Genomic DNA, 16,000 nt, shown 5'->3' with positions numbered 1-16,000 from the left:
ACATAAGCGCGGGAAGCGTCGACGACACGACCGCCCAGTCGCTGTCGACGCCGTTTTGCGTTCGGCCGACGGACCGCCCGGTATGAACGCCGACGAGGGGGGCGACACCGCCGACGACGGAGACAGCGGTGAGTTCCCTGCGCCGTGTCCCGACCCAGAGACGGTCGGCGACCTCCTCACTCGCGACCGCAGAACGTCCGGACCCGCACTCCGCGTGGACGCGTCCGGGCGGACGTACAGCTACCGCGACTTCGTCACGACCACGTACAAGGCCGGGAACGTCCTCCGATACCTCGGCGTCCGCGAGGGCGAGACGGTCCTCGTGGTTCCTGACGCCCTCCCGGAACCGGTGCTGACGTTTTTTGGTGCGGCACAACTGGGTGCTGTGACGCGGTTTTCGGACACTGTCGACGACAGTGACCCGCCCCGAGCCGTCGTCGCGCCGGCCGACCGCGAGGCCGAGTTCAATCTCCCGCCGGGCCATCACCTCGCCGTCTACGGCGACCGACCGAGCGATCCCGCGACCACGCACTGGGAGACGGAGGTCTGGAGCGAAAACCCCGCGATCCACCCCGCGAGCGTCGATGGGGGTGACACGCTCATAGCCGCCGGCGACCGCCGGTACACCCACGCGGAAGCGCTCTCCGCGGCGGCGAGCGTTATCTCCGACGCGGAGCTGCGGTCCGGAAACGAGATGGCGGTTCGAGGATCGCTCGCCGATCCCGACGTCGTCGTAGCCGGGCTCTTGGCGCCGATCGCGGCGGGTGCGACGGTCGTCTTCCCCGACGAATGTGACAGCAAGAGCTAACACCTGCCCGGGCGAGGTTTTCATATGGTCCTCAGAGCAGCGGCACTGGCATTCGGACTCGTCGAACTGATCGCCCCTCGACCGTTCGTCAACTTCTGGATGGATCTCGCGGCGGCTGATGACGACGTCGAGCTGCGCTCGTGGGTCTACACCGCGGCACGACTGGAGGGTGTGGTCCTCGTCCTGTGGGCACTCAAATCCCGACGCACGGACCCGTCAGAGTCGTAGTCCATCGAATCGCGGTTGAGTGGGACCGACGACGTCAAACAGCCCGACCCGGGGCCGCGGGATCCGACTTCGGCTCATCGGTGGGCGGGTGCTCGAACCGAAAACCGAGGGTTCCTTGTGGCCCGGTTCCCCTCAGCGAGTATGAGCCTCGAGGTGGCTGTGGCCGTCCCGTTCAAACAGCAGGGGGCGGCGCGGCTCGGCGAGGGGGAGTTCGTCGTCGCGCTCTCGCTCGACCGCGAGTGGTTCTCGCCGGACCAAGCCAAGCGCCTCATCGACGTGGCCGCCGGCCGGGGACTGCTCGCGCGCGAGGGCGGCGACGTCGTCGCCCAGTTCGACCCGGCGGCGGTGTCCGTTCCCGAGGAGTACGAGCCCGACGAGTCGATCCTCCGCGAGCAGTCGGCGTTCGAGCGCATCCTCGATTCGCTCGTGGCCGCCGGTCACGACAAGCAGGACGCCGTCGCCGCGGTGAACGAGCGCCAGCGGCGACTCGCGATCTCGGTGGAGGCCGCCGCGGCGCTCTACGCGCGCCAGCAGGGCGTCGACGTCAGCGACGCGGCGCGGGCCGCGCGAGAGGCTCTCGGCGAGTAACTCCCCGAGTCGACCGTCGATCGCGCGCGTCGGTTCGTGAGCGCGCCAACCCGCGAATAGCGCACACCGACCCACGAACGGTGCGTTCTTTTCGGCGCGTATCGAATGGCTCTCTATGGTCGAAGAGCGGCTGACGGACGGGCGTCGAATCGCGGAGTTCCTCGCCTCCGAGGTGACCGGCCACGGGGACGACCTCGCCCCGCTCGCGGTCGCGGACGCCGATCCCGACGTCGAACCCACGTCAGCGGGCGCGTTCGCCTACTCGATCGAGCGTGACGGCGAACGCGCCGCGTCGGTGTTCGTCGAACCGGAGCGCGTTCGCGTCGAGTTCGCACGGGACGCCGACATCGAGGCGACCGACTCTGTCGCCGAGATCGCCCGCGAGGAGAGCCTGCGCGCGGAGCGAGACGACGGCGACGCCACGCGGACGGTCGTGTACGTCGAGGACGGCGCGCAGGTGAAATGGCTGCTGCCGGCGCTTCGGGCCGTCGCGGCTCGGGGTGAGAACAACACAGCGGACCAATGAGCGCCACGGACCGGTGAGCTAGTCACCGTCACAGACCGGCGAGCACGTCCGGGAGCCGCGTTACGAGTTGCGCTCGGTCGAGATGTGCCGCCGCGCGCGGCGACGGGTCCGGCCCGCCCTCATAGAGCACCTGAATCGGCACGAGCCCGGCGTCTGCCGCCCCGGCGACGTCCGCGTCGACGTCGTCGCCGACGAAGGCCGTCTCTCCGGGGTCGCTGCCGAGCGCTTCGAGGAGGGCGGCGAACGCGGCCGGGTCCGGCTTGCCGGCGTCGAGCTCGCCGGTCACGAGCGCCGCGTCGAACGCGTTCGTCCAGCCGAGCGTCGTCAGTTTGTCCCGCTGGGCCACGCGCGGGCCGTTGGTGAGCAGTCCCACCCGGTACTCCGCGCGCAGGCGTTCGATAAACGGTTCGATGCCGGGGACGGGGACGAGCGCGTCGGCAATCTCCTCTCGGTACGCGGTCGCGACGCTCGCGGGGTCCGTGTCGGTATCGGTGTCGTGGTCGGCGAGGAGGTCGGCGAAGATCGGCGTTCGGGTCTCGCGGGTCAGGTTCCGGCGATGGGCCGAGAGGTACGACTCGCGCGACAGCGGCGGTGCACCGGTAGCCTCGGCGGCGTCCGCGAGGATCGTCGCCCGGTCCCGCGTCGGGACGGCGAGCGTCTCGTCGAGGTCGAAACCGACCGCGGAGATCGTCACGCGCGTCCGTAGGGCGCCGGGACGTATGACTTTTCTCGTCTCGCCGTAACGGGGACACGTGACACTCGACCCCGTCCACGTCGACAGCATCGCCGACCTCGCGGCCTACCTCGCGCGGCAGGTCGACGACGCCGACCACGTCGACGTCGCGGCGCGGATCTGGGAGGGCTTTCTCGATCCGCTCTACGGCCCCGACGGACGCGTCGTCCTCGAACCCGTGGACGAAAAGCGGCTGCGCGCGGTCGACGCCGAAGACGTCGCGCTCGCGCCGACGCCGTTCGAGACGGTCCACGGCCTCGACTCGGGGACGATCAACCCCACGACGTTCAAGAATGGGCTCGTCGTCGACCTCGCGCAAGCCGCGATGGCCGCCGTGCCGTCGGATCTCGACCTGCACCGCCGCCGCAGCATCGTCGCGGCGACGCACCTCAACGACGAGACCGTCCAACTGGAGGAGCCGTGGCGGAAGGTCGACGACGGCTACTGCCGCTGGCGCGTGATCTCGGTCCCGCGGGTCAACCGCTACGCCGAGCGGATCGTCCACGCGCTCGCGCTCTACCTCGCTGAGAGCTCTCACGCGCTCGAACACGCCGATGCGGTGTCGGACCTGCTCGTGCTCGACGGTCCGCTGTACCCCGTCGAACTGCTGAGCTGGCGGGACAGAGACGCCGACCTCCGGGCGATCGCCGAGGAGCTGAAACCCCGTTCGATCGTCGAGAACTACGTCCGGCTCGTCGAGTCGTTCGTCGAACGCGACGTCCCGCTCTGCGGCTTCGTGAAGAACCCAGCCTCCAAGCGTATCGTCGGCGCGCTCCGCGATCGCGAAGCGGACGGGATCGACGTGCCGTGGACCGACGACGCGGCGTTCTTCACGCGGCTGCTCGAGCGCCGAGAGACGGAGTCGGGCGGGCGTCCGTCGGCAACCGATCGCGGTCACGGCCCCGAAGGAAGGCGGACGGGCGAGCTGACGTTCACCAACTGGTTCGTCTCCCGCGGCGGCGCGGACGCGACGGTCGCGGCCGACGGCGACGCCTACGGCGTCGAGCGCCGCCTCGATCCGGAGCTGTACGAGACGTGCTTTTTCGTCGTCTACGAGCCGCAGACGGACGTCCTCTACCGGATCGAGACGCCCTACGCCTTCGCCCGCGACGAGGAGACCCGCGAGGCGATCGAGCGCCAGCTCCTCGGTGACGTGGCGACCCGACGCGGTCCGCCCGAGGCCGTCGCGAAGGCCGACACGCTCGCGAGGATCAGCGCGCGCGAGAAGTCCTCGCTCCGCGGGAAGTTCGCCGAGACGCTCGAAAGCGACGAGGTCACGCGGTACGACGATGTTCGCTGGGGAGACGTCGAGTAGCCTGTCGTAGCGTTTGCAACTGATTGCTCATCCGATCGCACGACGCGTGCGATCGGATGCGTGAAGACTTGCAAACGCTACCATAATTCGCGGGCGAGAAGCCAGCGATGACCACGGTTACGGGCGCTCTGCGCCCGGCTCCTCTTTCAGCACCTCGATCTCGACGTCGGACTCGGGGATCCCCACGCGGGCGAACTGCGTTCGGACGTGTTCCTTCGCCGCGGCGAGCGCCCGGTCGCGCGTCTCGAATCCGCGCGGCATCGGGGACTCGAACGCGACGTGGACCGTCTCGCCGCCGATCTCCGTCTGCGAGCCGCCGCTTTCGACCTCGTAGAACTCGTCGCAGACCCAGACGTACGGCGCGTCCTCGTCTGGCGCGCCCTTGTACGTGGGCGCGCGCTCGCCGCGCTCGAAGATCGTCCCGGTGAGGGTCGTCCCTCCGGCGTGGCCGCGCACGAGAAGCATATCTGATGTAGGGCCCCCGGCGGCAAAAGGCGTCCGGCGGCCGGAGAGACGGGGACCCGACAGGGGGGTCGACGACGAGATGCGACAGGGGGGTCGACGACGAGATGCGACAGGGGGGTCGACGACGAGCGGCCGTCGAACCGACGGTCCGAACCCGACGCCCGTGCGGGGTGTTTTTGTCGCCGCCGACTACAGTGGTGATACGATGGATCTCGGAGACTTCGAGCCCGGGTCGGACGACCGCTCGTCCGGTCGGGACGACGGCGGGCGATCGGACGCGGAGGATGCTCCGGCGGGGGTCGGCACGTCGGACCTGGACGCCGACGCGCCGTCGGACGAGTCGACCACGTCACCGTCCGGAGGCGCTGGCGGCGCCGGAAGCGCCGACGGCGGCTCTGCGGGTGCTGATTCCGACGGCGGTACGGTGAGCGGCGGCGACGCCGACGGCGGTACGGTGAGCGGCGACGCAGACGTCGCGTTCGAGCGCTACGACGCCGCGCCGGCGGGACGAGACCGCGGGATCGGCGCGATCGCCGTCTCGCAGGGGCTGCGCGTCGCCGAGGACGGCGACGACACGACCCTCCGCGCGTACGTGACCACCGGCAACCGCGACACCGTCCGGCTGGGGAAGTACTTCCTTGTTCCCTATCCCGACGATGAGCTGCTCTTCTCGCGAATCACCGCCTTGGAGTACGCCCAGGAGTTCCAGACCGACGACGCGACCGAGATCCACGCCCGCCGGGCGATGCGCCGCGAGGCGTTCGAAGAGCGCGATTACAAGTTCGTCGCGTCGCTCGACCCGCTCGCGGTACTGTTCGAAGACGGCGGGCGGTCCGCGAGCGACGGATCGGAGGCCGGCGGCGGTGCCGACGAGAGCGACCTGAAGCGGCGGATGGTCGATCGCGTCCCGAAGCCCGGCGCGGTCGTCGCCGAGGCGACCGACCCCGAGCAGATCAAGACCGGGCTGAAGATCCCCTCCTCGGGGATCTTCCTCGGCCACCTCTCGGTGGGCGGCGAGAAGGTTCGGACCGCGGCGCAGCCGCCGACGATCGATTACCGCCTGCGCGACGACTACACCGACGGCGACCCGCTGGTGTTCCGACACACCCTCGTCGCCGGCGGGACGGGGTCGGGGAAGACCCACGCCACGAAGAACGTCCTCCGGCAACTGCTGGCGGAGGACCGGACCTACGAGATGGACGACGGGCGCGCGGCGCGGCTCGCGGTCGTCCAGTTCGATCCGCAGGACGAGTACGCCCAGATGCACGACGACAACCCCGCGATGGACGGGGAAACGAGGCGGCGCTACGAGCGCGAGGGGATCGTCCACGGCGGCCACGACGACACGGTCGCGCTCGTGCCGAAGGAGGACGGCGTCCCCTACGGCGGCGAGAACCACCGCGCGGAGCAACTCGAGTTCACGATTCCCTTCTCGATGGCGCGGGATCGACCGTGGCTCGTGGCCGGCAGCAGCCTAAACGAGAATCAGTACCCCGCGCTCGTCCACCTGCTCAAACGGTTCTTCCGCGAGTACGGAAACGCCGGCACCTACGCGGAGTTCCTGACGTTCCTCGACGACCCGGCGCTGCGCGAGGAGCTCGACGAGTCGGGTCGGGTGCACGAGGCGACGTTCGACGCGGTCAAGCGGCGCGTCCACGGCGTCCCCGACGGCGTCTTCGATCAGTCGGCACGGCCGATCACCGAACTGGATCACCAGCTCGTCCGTCCGGGCGGGCTGACGGTGATTCCGACGTATCACCTCTCTTCGAGCCGCGCGAAGGAGCTGTTCGTCCTCGCGGTGTCGAGTATGCTGATCGACGACAAGCTCTCGAACGCGCCCGACTCCGAGCGGATCAAGGAGACGCCGCTGCTTCTGGGAATGGACGAGGCGCACAACTTCCTCGCGGACGCGGACACCGTCCAGGCGCGGAAGGTGATCTCGAAGTTCACCGAGGCGGCCAAACAGGGGCGCAAAGAGCGGCTCGGGCTCTTCTTGGTCACCCAAGACCCCCAAGACGTCGCCGAGTCGGTGTTCAAGCAGATCAACACGCGGCTCGTGCTCAACCTCGGCGACGAGGACGCGATCAAGAGCGTCAACATCCCGCCGGCGCTGGAGGACAAAGTGCCGTATATGGAGAAGGGCCAGCTGGTCGTCTACTCGCCCGACAACTCCGAGCCGGTCGAACTCGTCGGGCTCCCCGTCTGTCTCACCCGGCACGGCGAGTAGCGAGCGACGCGGTTCGGCGTGGGCTCGTTCCTCGGTCCCCGTTTTTTATACTCCCCCGCTGTAGGCGAAGCTATGCCGAGGCACGTGCTCGTTCCGGTCGACGGCTCGCCGCAGTCGTTGCACGCGCTCCAGTTCGTCTCCTCTGAGTGGGACGACGCCCGGGTGACGCTGTTGCACGTCATCAACCCGGTGCAGGCGGGCTACCGTGCGGGCGTCCTCCCGAGCGGCTCCGAGGAGTGGTATCAGGAGGCGAAGACCGAGGCCGAGGAGCTGCTCGCCGAGAGCCGCGAACGCCTCGGCGGCCTCGCCGTCGAAACCACAATCGAGGTCGGCCGTCCGGCGGTGGCGATCGTCGAGGCCGCCCAAGAGCCCGACATCGATCACGTCGTCGTCGGGAGCCACGGCCGGCGGGGGGTCTCCAGGCTCGTGCTCGGGAGCGTCGCCGAACACGTCGCCCGCCGCTCGCCGGTCCCCGTGACGATCGTCAGGTGAGTGACCCCACGCTGCGCAGGAGATCGTTTCGCGACCGTCGCTCGACGACCGGAGCGCCCGAGCCACCGACCGTCGCTCAGTACCTTCGTCGCCAGTCGTCGCTCAGTACCCGAGCTGTTCCCGGACGAGCACGACAGTCGTGCGGCCCTCTTCGAGTTCCCGCCGGAAGATGAGCTGTTTGGCGATCGCGGACTCGACGCCGTAGGCCTCCTGAGCCCGCTCGTTTTCGAGGGGATAAGCGACCGCTTCGAGGCGGTCGAGCGCGGCCTCCAGCGTCGGAACGATCTTGTTCACGCCGCTGACGATGAGGACGTTTTCGGCGGCGAAGGGGTACGCACCGATCCGGCTGCCCGATCGATCGGCCGCGACGAGCTCGCCCGTCTGCGCGATGGCGTTGATCCCGCCGAGGAAGTACTCGGCCGTCTGCGACTCGCGGCGGGCCGCCTGTCGCTCCTCGTCGTCGTCGATGCTCCAGATCTCCGCCGGGAGGCTCTCCCACTCGTGGTCGCCCTCGCTCAGGTAGTCGTCGAAGCCGATCTCCTCGAGTGTCGTCGAGTGGCCGTTCATCACGGACGCGCCCGCGGGGATGTGCGATTGAAGCGTCTCGAGCGCGTCGTCGGACGAGTCGACGACGACGACCTCGAAGCCGCGTGATTCGAGGTTCTCGACGGCGGCGTCGATGGTCGCGTCCTCGGGGAGGTCGTCCAGTTCGTCGTCGATTTCGGCGTCGTCTACGTAGTCTGATTTTAGCTGTGTCATTAGTGTCTCTCTGCGTTAGTGTCGTCAGCAGACGATACTCGCGGAAGCCACTTAACCTCTCGCTGACACCGGTTTCAGGTGGTTACGCCGAGGTTACTTAATGAAAATTTGGAGAGGTGTTCGGCCGATTGATCCTGTGGTAATCGCGCGGCGACAGGTCGGGACGGCAGTGACGGCGCTGCTCGCGGATGGTTCGCGGCTAAGCGGAGGAAATACGCCCGGTCTTCGCTACCCGACGGCCTCCGGGCGCCTCACTGGAAGCCGATCCGGCCGCCCCGGCGTTCGCCGACGCCCTCGCGACCGCCGCCTTTGAACTGATCCTGCATCTGCTCGTAGTAGTCCATCAGGTCGTCGGTGATCGTCGGCCGGACGGACTCGATGGCCTGTCGGAAGTGCCGCATCTCGATCTCATCGGCGTCTGCGTCCTCACGAAGCGCCTCGATGGCCGCCTCGCGGGCGATCGTCTCCATATCCGAGCCGACGTAGCCGTCGGTGATCTCGGCGATCTCGCGGAGGCTGACGTCGGGCGCGAGCGGCGAATTACGGGTGTGGATCCGAAGGATCTGCTCGCGGCCCTCCTCGTCGGGCTGGCCGATGAGCACGAGGCGATCGAACCGCCCCGAGCGGATGAGCGCGGGGTCGATCATGTCCGGTCGGTTCGTCGCGCCGATCACCATCACGTTGCCGTTCTCCTCGAGGCCGTCGAGCTCCGTCAGGAGCTGATTGACGACCCGCTCGGAGACGTTGTTGCCCGTCTCGCCGCCGCGGCTGGGCGCGAGGCTGTCGAGCTCGTCGAAGAAGATGATCGTCGGGCTGACCTGTCTGGCCTTCCGGAACGTCTGGCGGATTGCCTTCTCGCTTTCGCCGACCCACTTCGAGAGCAGCTGCGGCCCGCGCACGGAGATGAAGTTCGCGTTCGTCTCGTTGGCGACGGCCTTCGCGATGAGCGTCTTCCCCGTTCCCGGCGGCCCGTACAGCAGCACGCCCTTCGGCGGGTCGATCCCCATCCGCTCGAAGCGCCCCTGCGACGTCAGCGGCCACTCGACGCTCTCTTTGACCGTCTGTTTCGGGTCTTCGAGCCCGCCGACGTCGTCCCACGACACCTTCGGGAGCTCGACGAGCACCTCCCGCATCGCCGAGGGCTCGACGTCCGCGAGCGCCCCCTGGAAATCCTGTCGCTTGACGATCATCCGATCGATGAGACTCGGCGGGATGTCCTCCTCGTCGAGGTCGATCTCCGGGAGGTAGCGCCGGAGCGCCTTCATCGCCGCCTCCTTCGTCAGCGACTCGATGTCCGCGCCGACGAAGCCGTGGGTCTCGTCGGCGAGGTGATCGAGGGAGACGTCGTCAGAGAGCGGCATCCCGCGGGTGTGGATCTGGAGGATCTCCTTGCGGCCGACCTCGTCGGGGACGCCGATCTCGATCTCGCGGTCGAAGCGGCCGGGTCGGCGCAGCGCCGGGTCGACGCTGTCGACGCGGTTCGTCGCCGCGATGACGATGACCTGTCCCCGGGTTTCGAGGCCGTCCATCATCGTGAGTAGCTGGGCGACGACGCGCCGCTCGACCTCGCCGGTCACGTCCTCGCGCTTCGGAGCGATCGAGTCGAGCTCGTCGATGAAGATGATCGACGGCGACTCCTCGGTGGCGTCCTCGAAGATCTCCCGGAGCTGCTGTTCGGACTCGCCGTAATATTTGGAGATGATCTCGGGGCCCGCGATGGAGAAGAAGCTCGCGGAGGTCTCGTTGGCGACTGCCTTCGCCAGCAGCGTCTTCCCCGTGCCCGGCGGCCCGTGCAGCAGGACGCCCTGCGGCGGCTCGATCCCGAGCTTCTTGAAGATCTGCGGGTGCTTCATCGGGAGTTCGATCATCTCCCGCACGCGCTGGATCTCGCTTTGGAGCCCGCCGATGTCCTCGTAGGTGATCCCGCCGCCGGTCTTCTCGAAGCCCGAAATGGGCTCTTCGCGGAGTTCGACCTCCGTGTCCTCGGTCACGAGGCAGACGCCGTCGGGCTCGGTCTCGACGGCGATGAGCGGGATCGCCTGTCCCGGCGACCGCATGAACGGGTGGTTCGTCGAGGACATCACGGGGACGATGTCGCGTTCGACGACCGGGCGCTTGAGGATCTGCCGTTTGACCATCCCGGCGGCGTCGGAGCCGAACTGCACGCTCGCCTCCTCCGGCGGCGCGAGGACGAGCTTCTCGGCCTTCGTCTCCTCGGCCTTGCGGATCGTCACACGCTCGCCGATGCTGACGTCCGCGTTCTGTCGCGTGAACCCGTCGATTCGGACCGTGTCGGTGTTCCAGTCCTGCCGGTCCGCGCGCCACACCTTCGCCGCGGTGGTCTCGGCGCCCTCGATTTCGATGATGTCGCCCGGTGAGAGCTTCAGATGGAGCAGCGTGTCCGGGTCGAGACGGGCGATGCCGCGGCCCGAGTCGTTCGGGTACGCTTTCGCCACTTCGAGTTGAACTTCGTTCATAGTTAGGTCGCGGGGATACGTCCCGCCTGTCGGTCACGACCGGGGTTAAGTCCTTCCCTGACATCGCCGGTGCGGGACTCAGACCCGGACTGTGACATTCTATGTCATCGTTGGCTTCGAGGATACTAATCCTTACCGACAGCGGCATCGACCTGTTCGCGGTGCGCCGTCGAAGCGCGGCGTCGGCGATGCGTGGAATTTTGCCTCCGCGGGACGAGTGAGCGCGTATGCGAACACTCGCCTTCGACGGCCGGATGGGGGCCAGCGGCGACATGCTGCTCGGCGCGCTGCTTGCGGCCGGTGCGGACGCCGACGCCCTCGCGCCCGTCGAGGACGCACTCGACGTCCGCTACGCGGTCGAGACCGTGGACAAGAACGGCATCGCCGCCACGCGGGTCCGCGTGCTCCTCGATGAAGCCGGCCACGACCGCTCTCACGGCGCCGACCACTCCCACAGTCACTCTCACGACGACGAACACGCACACGACCACGCTGACGACGACGGCCACGAATACGCACACGACGACGGCCACGAACACACACACGACCATACGCATTCACACGACGACGGTCATTCGCACGACCAGTACCCCTCCACAGAGTCGTCGCCGTCGAGTGCGACGCCCGCGGAGGGCCACGGCCCACACCGCACGTACACCGAGGTCGTCGAGATCGTCGGGTCGATGGGGCTCCCGCCGTCGGTCGAGGCCGACGCCGAGGCGATCTTCCGCCGTCTCGGCGAGGCCGAGGCGACGGTGCACGACACGGACCTCGCATCGACGCACTTCCACGAGGTCGGCGCGGACGACGCCATCGCGGACGTCGTCGGCGTCGCGCTCCTGCTCGACGACCTCGACGTCGAGCGTGTCGTGACGACACCGCTTTCGGCCGGCGGGGGAACGAAGGAGATGGCCCACGGCGAGTACCCGATCCCCGCGCCCGCTGTCGTCGAGATCGCCGGCGACGCCGACTGGTCGATCCGCGGCGGGCCGGTGGACTCCGAACTGCTCACGCCCACGGGGGCCGCGATCCTCGCGCACGTGGCGGCGGGCGTCGACACTCTGCCCGCGCTCGAGGTCGACGCCGCGGGCTACGGCGCGGGCGGATACGACTTCCCGGACCGGCCGAACGTCCTCCGAGCGATCGTCGGCGACGGCGGCGACCGGCTCGCCCGCGAGGCGATCACCGTGCTGGAGACGAACCTCGACGACGCCGCGCCGGAGGTGCTGGGCAGCCTCCAGTCGACCCTGCAGGAGGCCGGCGCGCGCGACGTGAGCGTCCTGCCGGCGACGATGAAGAAGTCCCGGCCGGGGCACCTCGTGAAGGTGATCGTCAGACCCGAGGACGCAGAACGCGTCGCACACCGCCTCGCGGTCGAGACGGGGACGCTCGGGATCCGCGAACACGGCGCGGGACACCGCTGGGTGGCCTCGCGTTCGTTCCGGACGGCCACGCTCGACGTCGACGGCGAGACCCACGAGGTCGCGGTCAAGGTCGCGTGCGACGAGACCGACGAGCCGTACGACTACAGCGCGGAGTACGACGACGCGCTCGCCGTCGCGGAGGCGACCGGGCTGTCGGTCAGAGAGGTGATGCGACGCGCCGAGGCGTCGGTTCGAGACGTCGAGTGAGTGGTGACCGTCGTCGTCTCTCGTACGGTCCGCTCTGTCTCGTCCCTTCTCGCGCGGTCTACTCGACACTTCACGTACGGGCTACTCGTCGGCGTCCCCAGAATCAGCGACGCCCCGGTCCCGCCCGCGGTGCGCCTCGAGCGCCTCCGCGACGGTGAGATCGCCGGCGGCGACGCGCCGGGCGAGCCCCTCGTCGATGGTCCGATCGTCCGCGGACTGACGGCGCGATCGGTCCTTGATGCGCTGGAGTTCCCCGGCCGTCGGCTCGATCTCTCGCGAGCCGATCTCGTCGCCGGGGAGTCGCGCGATGTTGACCGCCGCGAGGACGTCGCCCATCCCGCGCGCACCCGTGCCGAGGTACGGGGTGGTCCCGGTCTCGTCGACGAGTTCGACCGTGACGTCGTCGAGGTCGTTGACGAGCTGTGCGCCCTGCAGCCGCGCGCCGTCGCCGATCCGGACGAGCGGGTCCGGCGCGTCCGCGACCTCCCGGCGGACCGTGTCGACCGCGTCCGCGAGCGGGACCTGAAACGCGGCGACGACGGTGTCGCCGGAGAGAACGGCGAGACCCGGCCGCGTGCCCGGGTCGACGCCGACGACCGTCCGACCGCCGCCCCCGCGGAGGATCGAGACCGCCCTCTCGACGGCGCGACGGGCCCCGCCGTCGCCCGCCGTCGCGACCACCGATTCGATGCCCGCCGGGACCGAGAGCGCGTCGTCGGGCGAGCTGATCACTACTCGCGTCCGCTCGGGGAGCGTCGCGCCCGGCTCCCGGGTGGTGAACGCCACCCCGCGCTCTCGCAGCTCGTCGACGACGTCGTGATACAGCTCGAAGTCGTCGGTCGCGACGACGATCACTAACGGACCTTCGGCGTCTCGACATAAAAGCTGTCGTGCCCGCGGCGGCGAGCGCTCGCGTCGCCGGGACGCGACTCCGACCGCCCGCCCTACCGACCGGGGGGTTTTTCGCCGAAGCCGACCGAGATGCCCGCGTGTCCGACGCACTCACCACGGGATGTCGGCCGCTCGACGAGCTGCTGGGGGGCGGCTTCGAGCGCGGCACCGTCACGCAGCTCTACGGCCCGCCGGCCGCGGGCAAGACGAACGTCGCGCTCTCGGCGGCCGTCCGCGTCGCGGCCGCGGGGGAGACCGCCGTCTACATCGACACTGAGGGGCTCTCGGTCGACCGCTTCCGACAGCTCGCGGAGGCAGCCGCCGGCGCGGAGCAGTCCATCGAGGATGTCACCTCCCGGCTCATCGTCTCTGCGGCCCACGATTTCGAGGAACAGGAGGAGGCCGTCCGCGACGCCGAGGAGTTCGCAGAGCGCGCGGATCTGATCGTCCTCGACAGCGCGACGGGGTTCTACCGGCTCGAACGGACTGGCGACAGCGACGCCGGCGACTCGCTCCGCCGCGTCGCCAGTCAGGTCACACACCTGCTCTCGCTGGCGCGGAAACACGACCTCGCGGCGGTCATCACGAACCAGGTGTTCACCGATCCAGACACCGATCGAGCGCGACCGCTGGGCGGGCACACGCTCGAACACTGGACCGGCGCCGTCGTCCGCCTCGATCGGTTCCGCGGCGGCAACCGACGGGCCACGCTCGAAAAGCACCGCTCGAAGCCCGCCGGCGAGTCGGCGACGTTCGCGATCACCGGAACGGGGCTCGAGAGCGCCGAACTGTAGCGCCGAGAGAGACAGTTCCGTCCGGTTCAGAGCTCGCCGAGCTTCCGGATGAGCTGTCCGCGGTACCGCTCGTCGGCGTTGATACCCTTCATCTCGAGCACGTTTCGCTCGAGCTTGTCGAGCGCGACGTGGAACGCGTGCTCGGAGCCGTAGCCCTCGCCGCTGCCGGCGACCTGCCCGTGGCTGGTCCGCAGCCGGATCTGACACTGGATGAGCGGCGTCCCGCGGAGCTTCTCTTTGTGTTCGTGGAAGCGGACGTGGGCGTGGAAGACCTGCATCTGCTGGTACTTGTCGACGACCGACGTGATCGATTCGACGACCTCCTCGCGAGAGAAGGTGTCCAGCAGGCTGACGTTGGTGATCTGGACGTCCATCCGCTCTTCCTCGGTGAACGTGAGCGCCCGGAGCACGTCGGTCTTCGTGACGACTCCCTGCACCGTCTCACTGTCCGAATCGGTCACGACGAGCCCCGAAACGTCGTTCTCGAACATCCGCTCGACGACGGCGTCGACGGTCTCTTCGGGCGTCGCCGTGATCACCGGCGCGGACATCAGATCGTAGACGGGGAGATCCAGCATCCGGTCGAGGTCGCCGCGGCGGTCGCCGCGGCCCTGTCGGGTGTCGTCGCGGACGACGAACTCGACGAGGTCGTGGGTGGTCACGATCCCCGCGAGGTCGCCGCTCTCGTCGACGACGGGGAGCCGCGAGATGCTGTGTTCGCGGAGCTGATTGATCGCCTGGCCGACGCGGGACTTCTCTCCGACGGTGACGACGTCCTCGGTCAGGATGTCCGCGACGGCGATAGCGTCGAGGCTGTCGATGACCGCTTTGAGGATCGCGTCGCCGGTGATGACGCCGTATAGCTTCTCACCCTCGAAGACAGGCGCGATGTTCACGTCGCCCTCGACGAGCATTCGGGCCGTCTCGCGGACGTCCTCGTGTCGGTCGATGTGCGGAGCGGACTTCATCACGACGGAGGCCTTGGTGTCGTCTTCCATCCGGGACCGCACGAGCTGCTTTTCGCCGATCACGCCGGCGTAGTCGCCGTCTTCGGTGACGACGATTCCCCGCGGTTTCTCGCGCTCGAATATCGCGCGGATCTTGCCCAAGCGCTTGCCGGCGTCGACTTCCACGAAATCAGGAGTGGCAATATCAGTAATATCCATAGTCGGAGTAGCCTCCGTTCGGACGTAGGCCGGCCGCTGTCTTGAAACTTCGTCCCCGTTCTCACGACGCGGACGGCAGCGATACGGTGCGCTTCCCGCTGATCGGTCAGTCGTCAGCCCGCGCGTTCGTGAACTGCTCTGCGGGGAGTCGGAGCTCCGCGAGCGCCGGCAGCCGCCCGATGTTGAACACCACCCGGAGATCGTCGGTGACCGGCTCGGCGATGCAGGAGAGTCGGATCCCCCGATCTTTCATTTCGTCGGTCAGAACGGTGCTCACCGGCATCTCCGCCTCGCCGCCGACGACGGCGACCGCGCAGTTCGCACACGCGCCGCCCCGGCACGCGTAGGGCCACGAGAACCCGTAGCGCTCTGCGGCCTCGAGCAGGGTCTCCCGCGGTTGGACGACGAGAATGCCGTGTCTGTCGACGTCGAGGTCGGCCGCCTCGGCCTTCTCGAAGAGGTCGTCGTCGGTCAGCTCCCAGCCGTGGGATTCCAGGACCGCATAATCGAGGTACTCGACCGTGGGTCCGAGCGTGCGCTCCTCGTCGGCGTCCGCGGTTTCCGCCGGTTCGTCGGTGTCGGCCGCGGTTGCGGTCTCGTCGGTCTCGGCAGCGCTCGGCTCACTACCATCAGTGCGGTCACCAGTCCCCCGGCGGCCGTCGCCGAGACGCGCCTCGAACGTCGTCGGGTCGCGGCCGGCGGTGATGTGGTCGTACGCCCGCCGGACGCGCTCGAACTCCGCGAGCGACCCCCCGTGATCGGGATGGGCCTCCTTCACCCGTGTTCGATACGCCCTGACGACCTCGTCCTCGTCGGCGTCGGCGTCGATATCGAGTACGTCGTACGGCGACTCCACGCCCACGCGTATGCCGATGACGCGGTTAAGTCCTCCCCTCGATC

16 protein-coding genes are annotated in these 16,000 nt (G+C 68.7%); 9 read left to right on the top strand and 7 right to left on the bottom strand.

Annotated features, from left to right (window positions below):
• Positions 1–82 precede the first annotated feature (82 nt).
• The 4 genes from ACT3HL_RS05020 to ACT3HL_RS05005 all read left to right on the top strand — a co-directional run bounded on the left by ACT3HL_RS05020 (position 83) and on the right by ACT3HL_RS05005 (position 2,150).
• Positions 83–808, top strand: coding sequence for an AMP-binding protein (locus tag ACT3HL_RS05020; protein ID WP_445085711.1), 726 nt, complete (start codon positions 83–85; stop codon positions 806–808).
• 24 nt (positions 809–832) lie between these two features.
• Entirely contained in the window at positions 833–1,036 is a 204-nt protein-coding gene (locus tag ACT3HL_RS05015; protein WP_445085710.1) for a hypothetical protein, read from the top strand.
• 141 nt (positions 1,037–1,177) lie between these two features.
• Positions 1,178–1,624 (top strand): DUF2240 family protein, encoded by a 447-nt coding sequence (locus ACT3HL_RS05010; RefSeq protein ID WP_445085709.1) that lies wholly within the window; start codon positions 1,178–1,180, stop codon positions 1,622–1,624.
• Positions 1,625–1,739: 115 nt separating this feature from the next.
• Positions 1,740–2,150, top strand: a complete 411-nt coding sequence (locus ACT3HL_RS05005; protein ID WP_445085708.1) for a hypothetical protein — start codon at positions 1,740–1,742, stop codon at positions 2,148–2,150.
• Positions 2,151–2,178: 28 nt separating this feature from the next.
• On the opposite strand, the gene ACT3HL_RS05000 is transcribed toward ACT3HL_RS05005, so the two are convergent.
• Positions 2,179–2,844 carry an HAD-IA family hydrolase gene (locus tag ACT3HL_RS05000; RefSeq protein WP_445085707.1) on the bottom strand — a complete coding sequence of 222 codons (666 nt, stop codon included), beginning with the start codon at positions 2,842–2,844 and terminating at the stop codon, positions 2,179–2,181.
• 58 nt (positions 2,845–2,902) lie between these two features.
• On the opposite strand from ACT3HL_RS05000, the gene ACT3HL_RS04995 reads away from it, so the two are divergent.
• Positions 2,903–4,198, top strand: coding sequence for a DNA double-strand break repair nuclease NurA (locus ACT3HL_RS04995; protein ID WP_445085706.1), 1,296 nt, complete (start codon positions 2,903–2,905; stop codon positions 4,196–4,198).
• Positions 4,199–4,315: 117 nt separating this feature from the next.
• Here ACT3HL_RS04995 and ACT3HL_RS04990 read toward each other — a convergent pair whose 3' ends face one another.
• Positions 4,316–4,663 carry a DUF7113 family protein gene (locus tag ACT3HL_RS04990; RefSeq protein ID WP_445085705.1) on the bottom strand — a complete coding sequence of 116 codons (348 nt, stop codon included), beginning with the start codon at positions 4,661–4,663 and terminating at the stop codon, positions 4,316–4,318.
• A gap of 205 nt (positions 4,664–4,868) precedes the next feature.
• On the opposite strand from ACT3HL_RS04990, the gene ACT3HL_RS04985 reads away from it, so the two are divergent.
• Both ACT3HL_RS04985 and ACT3HL_RS04980 read left to right on the top strand, forming a co-directional pair.
• Positions 4,869–6,890, top strand: a complete 2,022-nt coding sequence (locus ACT3HL_RS04985; RefSeq protein WP_445085704.1) for a helicase HerA domain-containing protein — start codon at positions 4,869–4,871, stop codon at positions 6,888–6,890.
• 72 nt (positions 6,891–6,962) lie between these two features.
• Positions 6,963–7,382 carry a universal stress protein gene (locus tag ACT3HL_RS04980; RefSeq protein WP_445085703.1) on the top strand — a complete coding sequence of 140 codons (420 nt, stop codon included), beginning with the start codon at positions 6,963–6,965 and terminating at the stop codon, positions 7,380–7,382.
• A 102-nt stretch (positions 7,383–7,484) separates the two neighbouring features.
• Here the strand turns inward: ACT3HL_RS04980 and ACT3HL_RS04975 are convergent, their stop codons facing one another.
• On the bottom strand, positions 7,485–8,141 hold the full coding sequence (locus tag ACT3HL_RS04975; RefSeq protein ID WP_445085702.1) for an LUD domain-containing protein: 657 nt from the start codon (positions 8,139–8,141) through the stop codon (positions 7,485–7,487).
• A 251-nt stretch (positions 8,142–8,392) separates the two neighbouring features.
• Positions 8,393–10,618: a CDC48 family AAA ATPase gene (locus tag ACT3HL_RS04970; protein ID WP_445085701.1), complete on the bottom strand. Its 2,226-nt coding sequence runs from the start codon at positions 10,616–10,618 to the stop codon at positions 8,393–8,395.
• 227 nt (positions 10,619–10,845) lie between these two features.
• On the opposite strand from ACT3HL_RS04970, the gene larC reads away from it, so the two are divergent.
• Entirely contained in the window at positions 10,846–12,249 is a 1,404-nt protein-coding gene (gene larC, locus ACT3HL_RS04965; RefSeq protein WP_445085700.1) for a nickel pincer cofactor biosynthesis protein LarC, read from the top strand.
• Positions 12,250–12,330: 81 nt separating this feature from the next.
• On the opposite strand, the gene ACT3HL_RS04960 is transcribed toward larC, so the two are convergent.
• Entirely contained in the window at positions 12,331–13,104 is a 774-nt protein-coding gene (locus ACT3HL_RS04960; RefSeq protein ID WP_445085699.1) for a hypothetical protein, read from the bottom strand.
• A 134-nt stretch (positions 13,105–13,238) separates the two neighbouring features.
• Here ACT3HL_RS04960 and radB point away from each other — a divergent pair, with 134 nt between their 5' ends.
• Positions 13,239–13,934: a DNA repair and recombination protein RadB gene (gene radB, locus ACT3HL_RS04955; RefSeq protein ID WP_445085698.1), complete on the top strand. Its 696-nt coding sequence runs from the start codon at positions 13,239–13,241 to the stop codon at positions 13,932–13,934.
• Positions 13,935–13,960: 26 nt separating this feature from the next.
• On the opposite strand, the gene ACT3HL_RS04950 is transcribed toward radB, so the two are convergent.
• Both ACT3HL_RS04950 and fer read right to left on the bottom strand, forming a co-directional pair.
• Positions 13,961–15,100, bottom strand: a complete 1,140-nt coding sequence (locus ACT3HL_RS04950; RefSeq protein ID WP_445085697.1) for a CBS domain-containing protein — start codon at positions 15,098–15,100, stop codon at positions 13,961–13,963.
• Positions 15,101–15,206: 106 nt separating this feature from the next.
• The gene (gene fer / locus ACT3HL_RS04945; protein ID WP_445085696.1) at positions 15,207–15,956 is read right to left on the bottom strand and encodes a ferredoxin Fer; all 750 of its coding nucleotides are present in this window, start codon (positions 15,954–15,956) and stop codon (positions 15,207–15,209) included.
• Between the last annotated feature and the right edge of the window lie 44 nt (positions 15,957–16,000).

This window comes from Halobellus sp. GM3, assembly GCF_052545375.1.
This window is presented reverse-complemented; position numbering and strand designations above follow the sequence as displayed.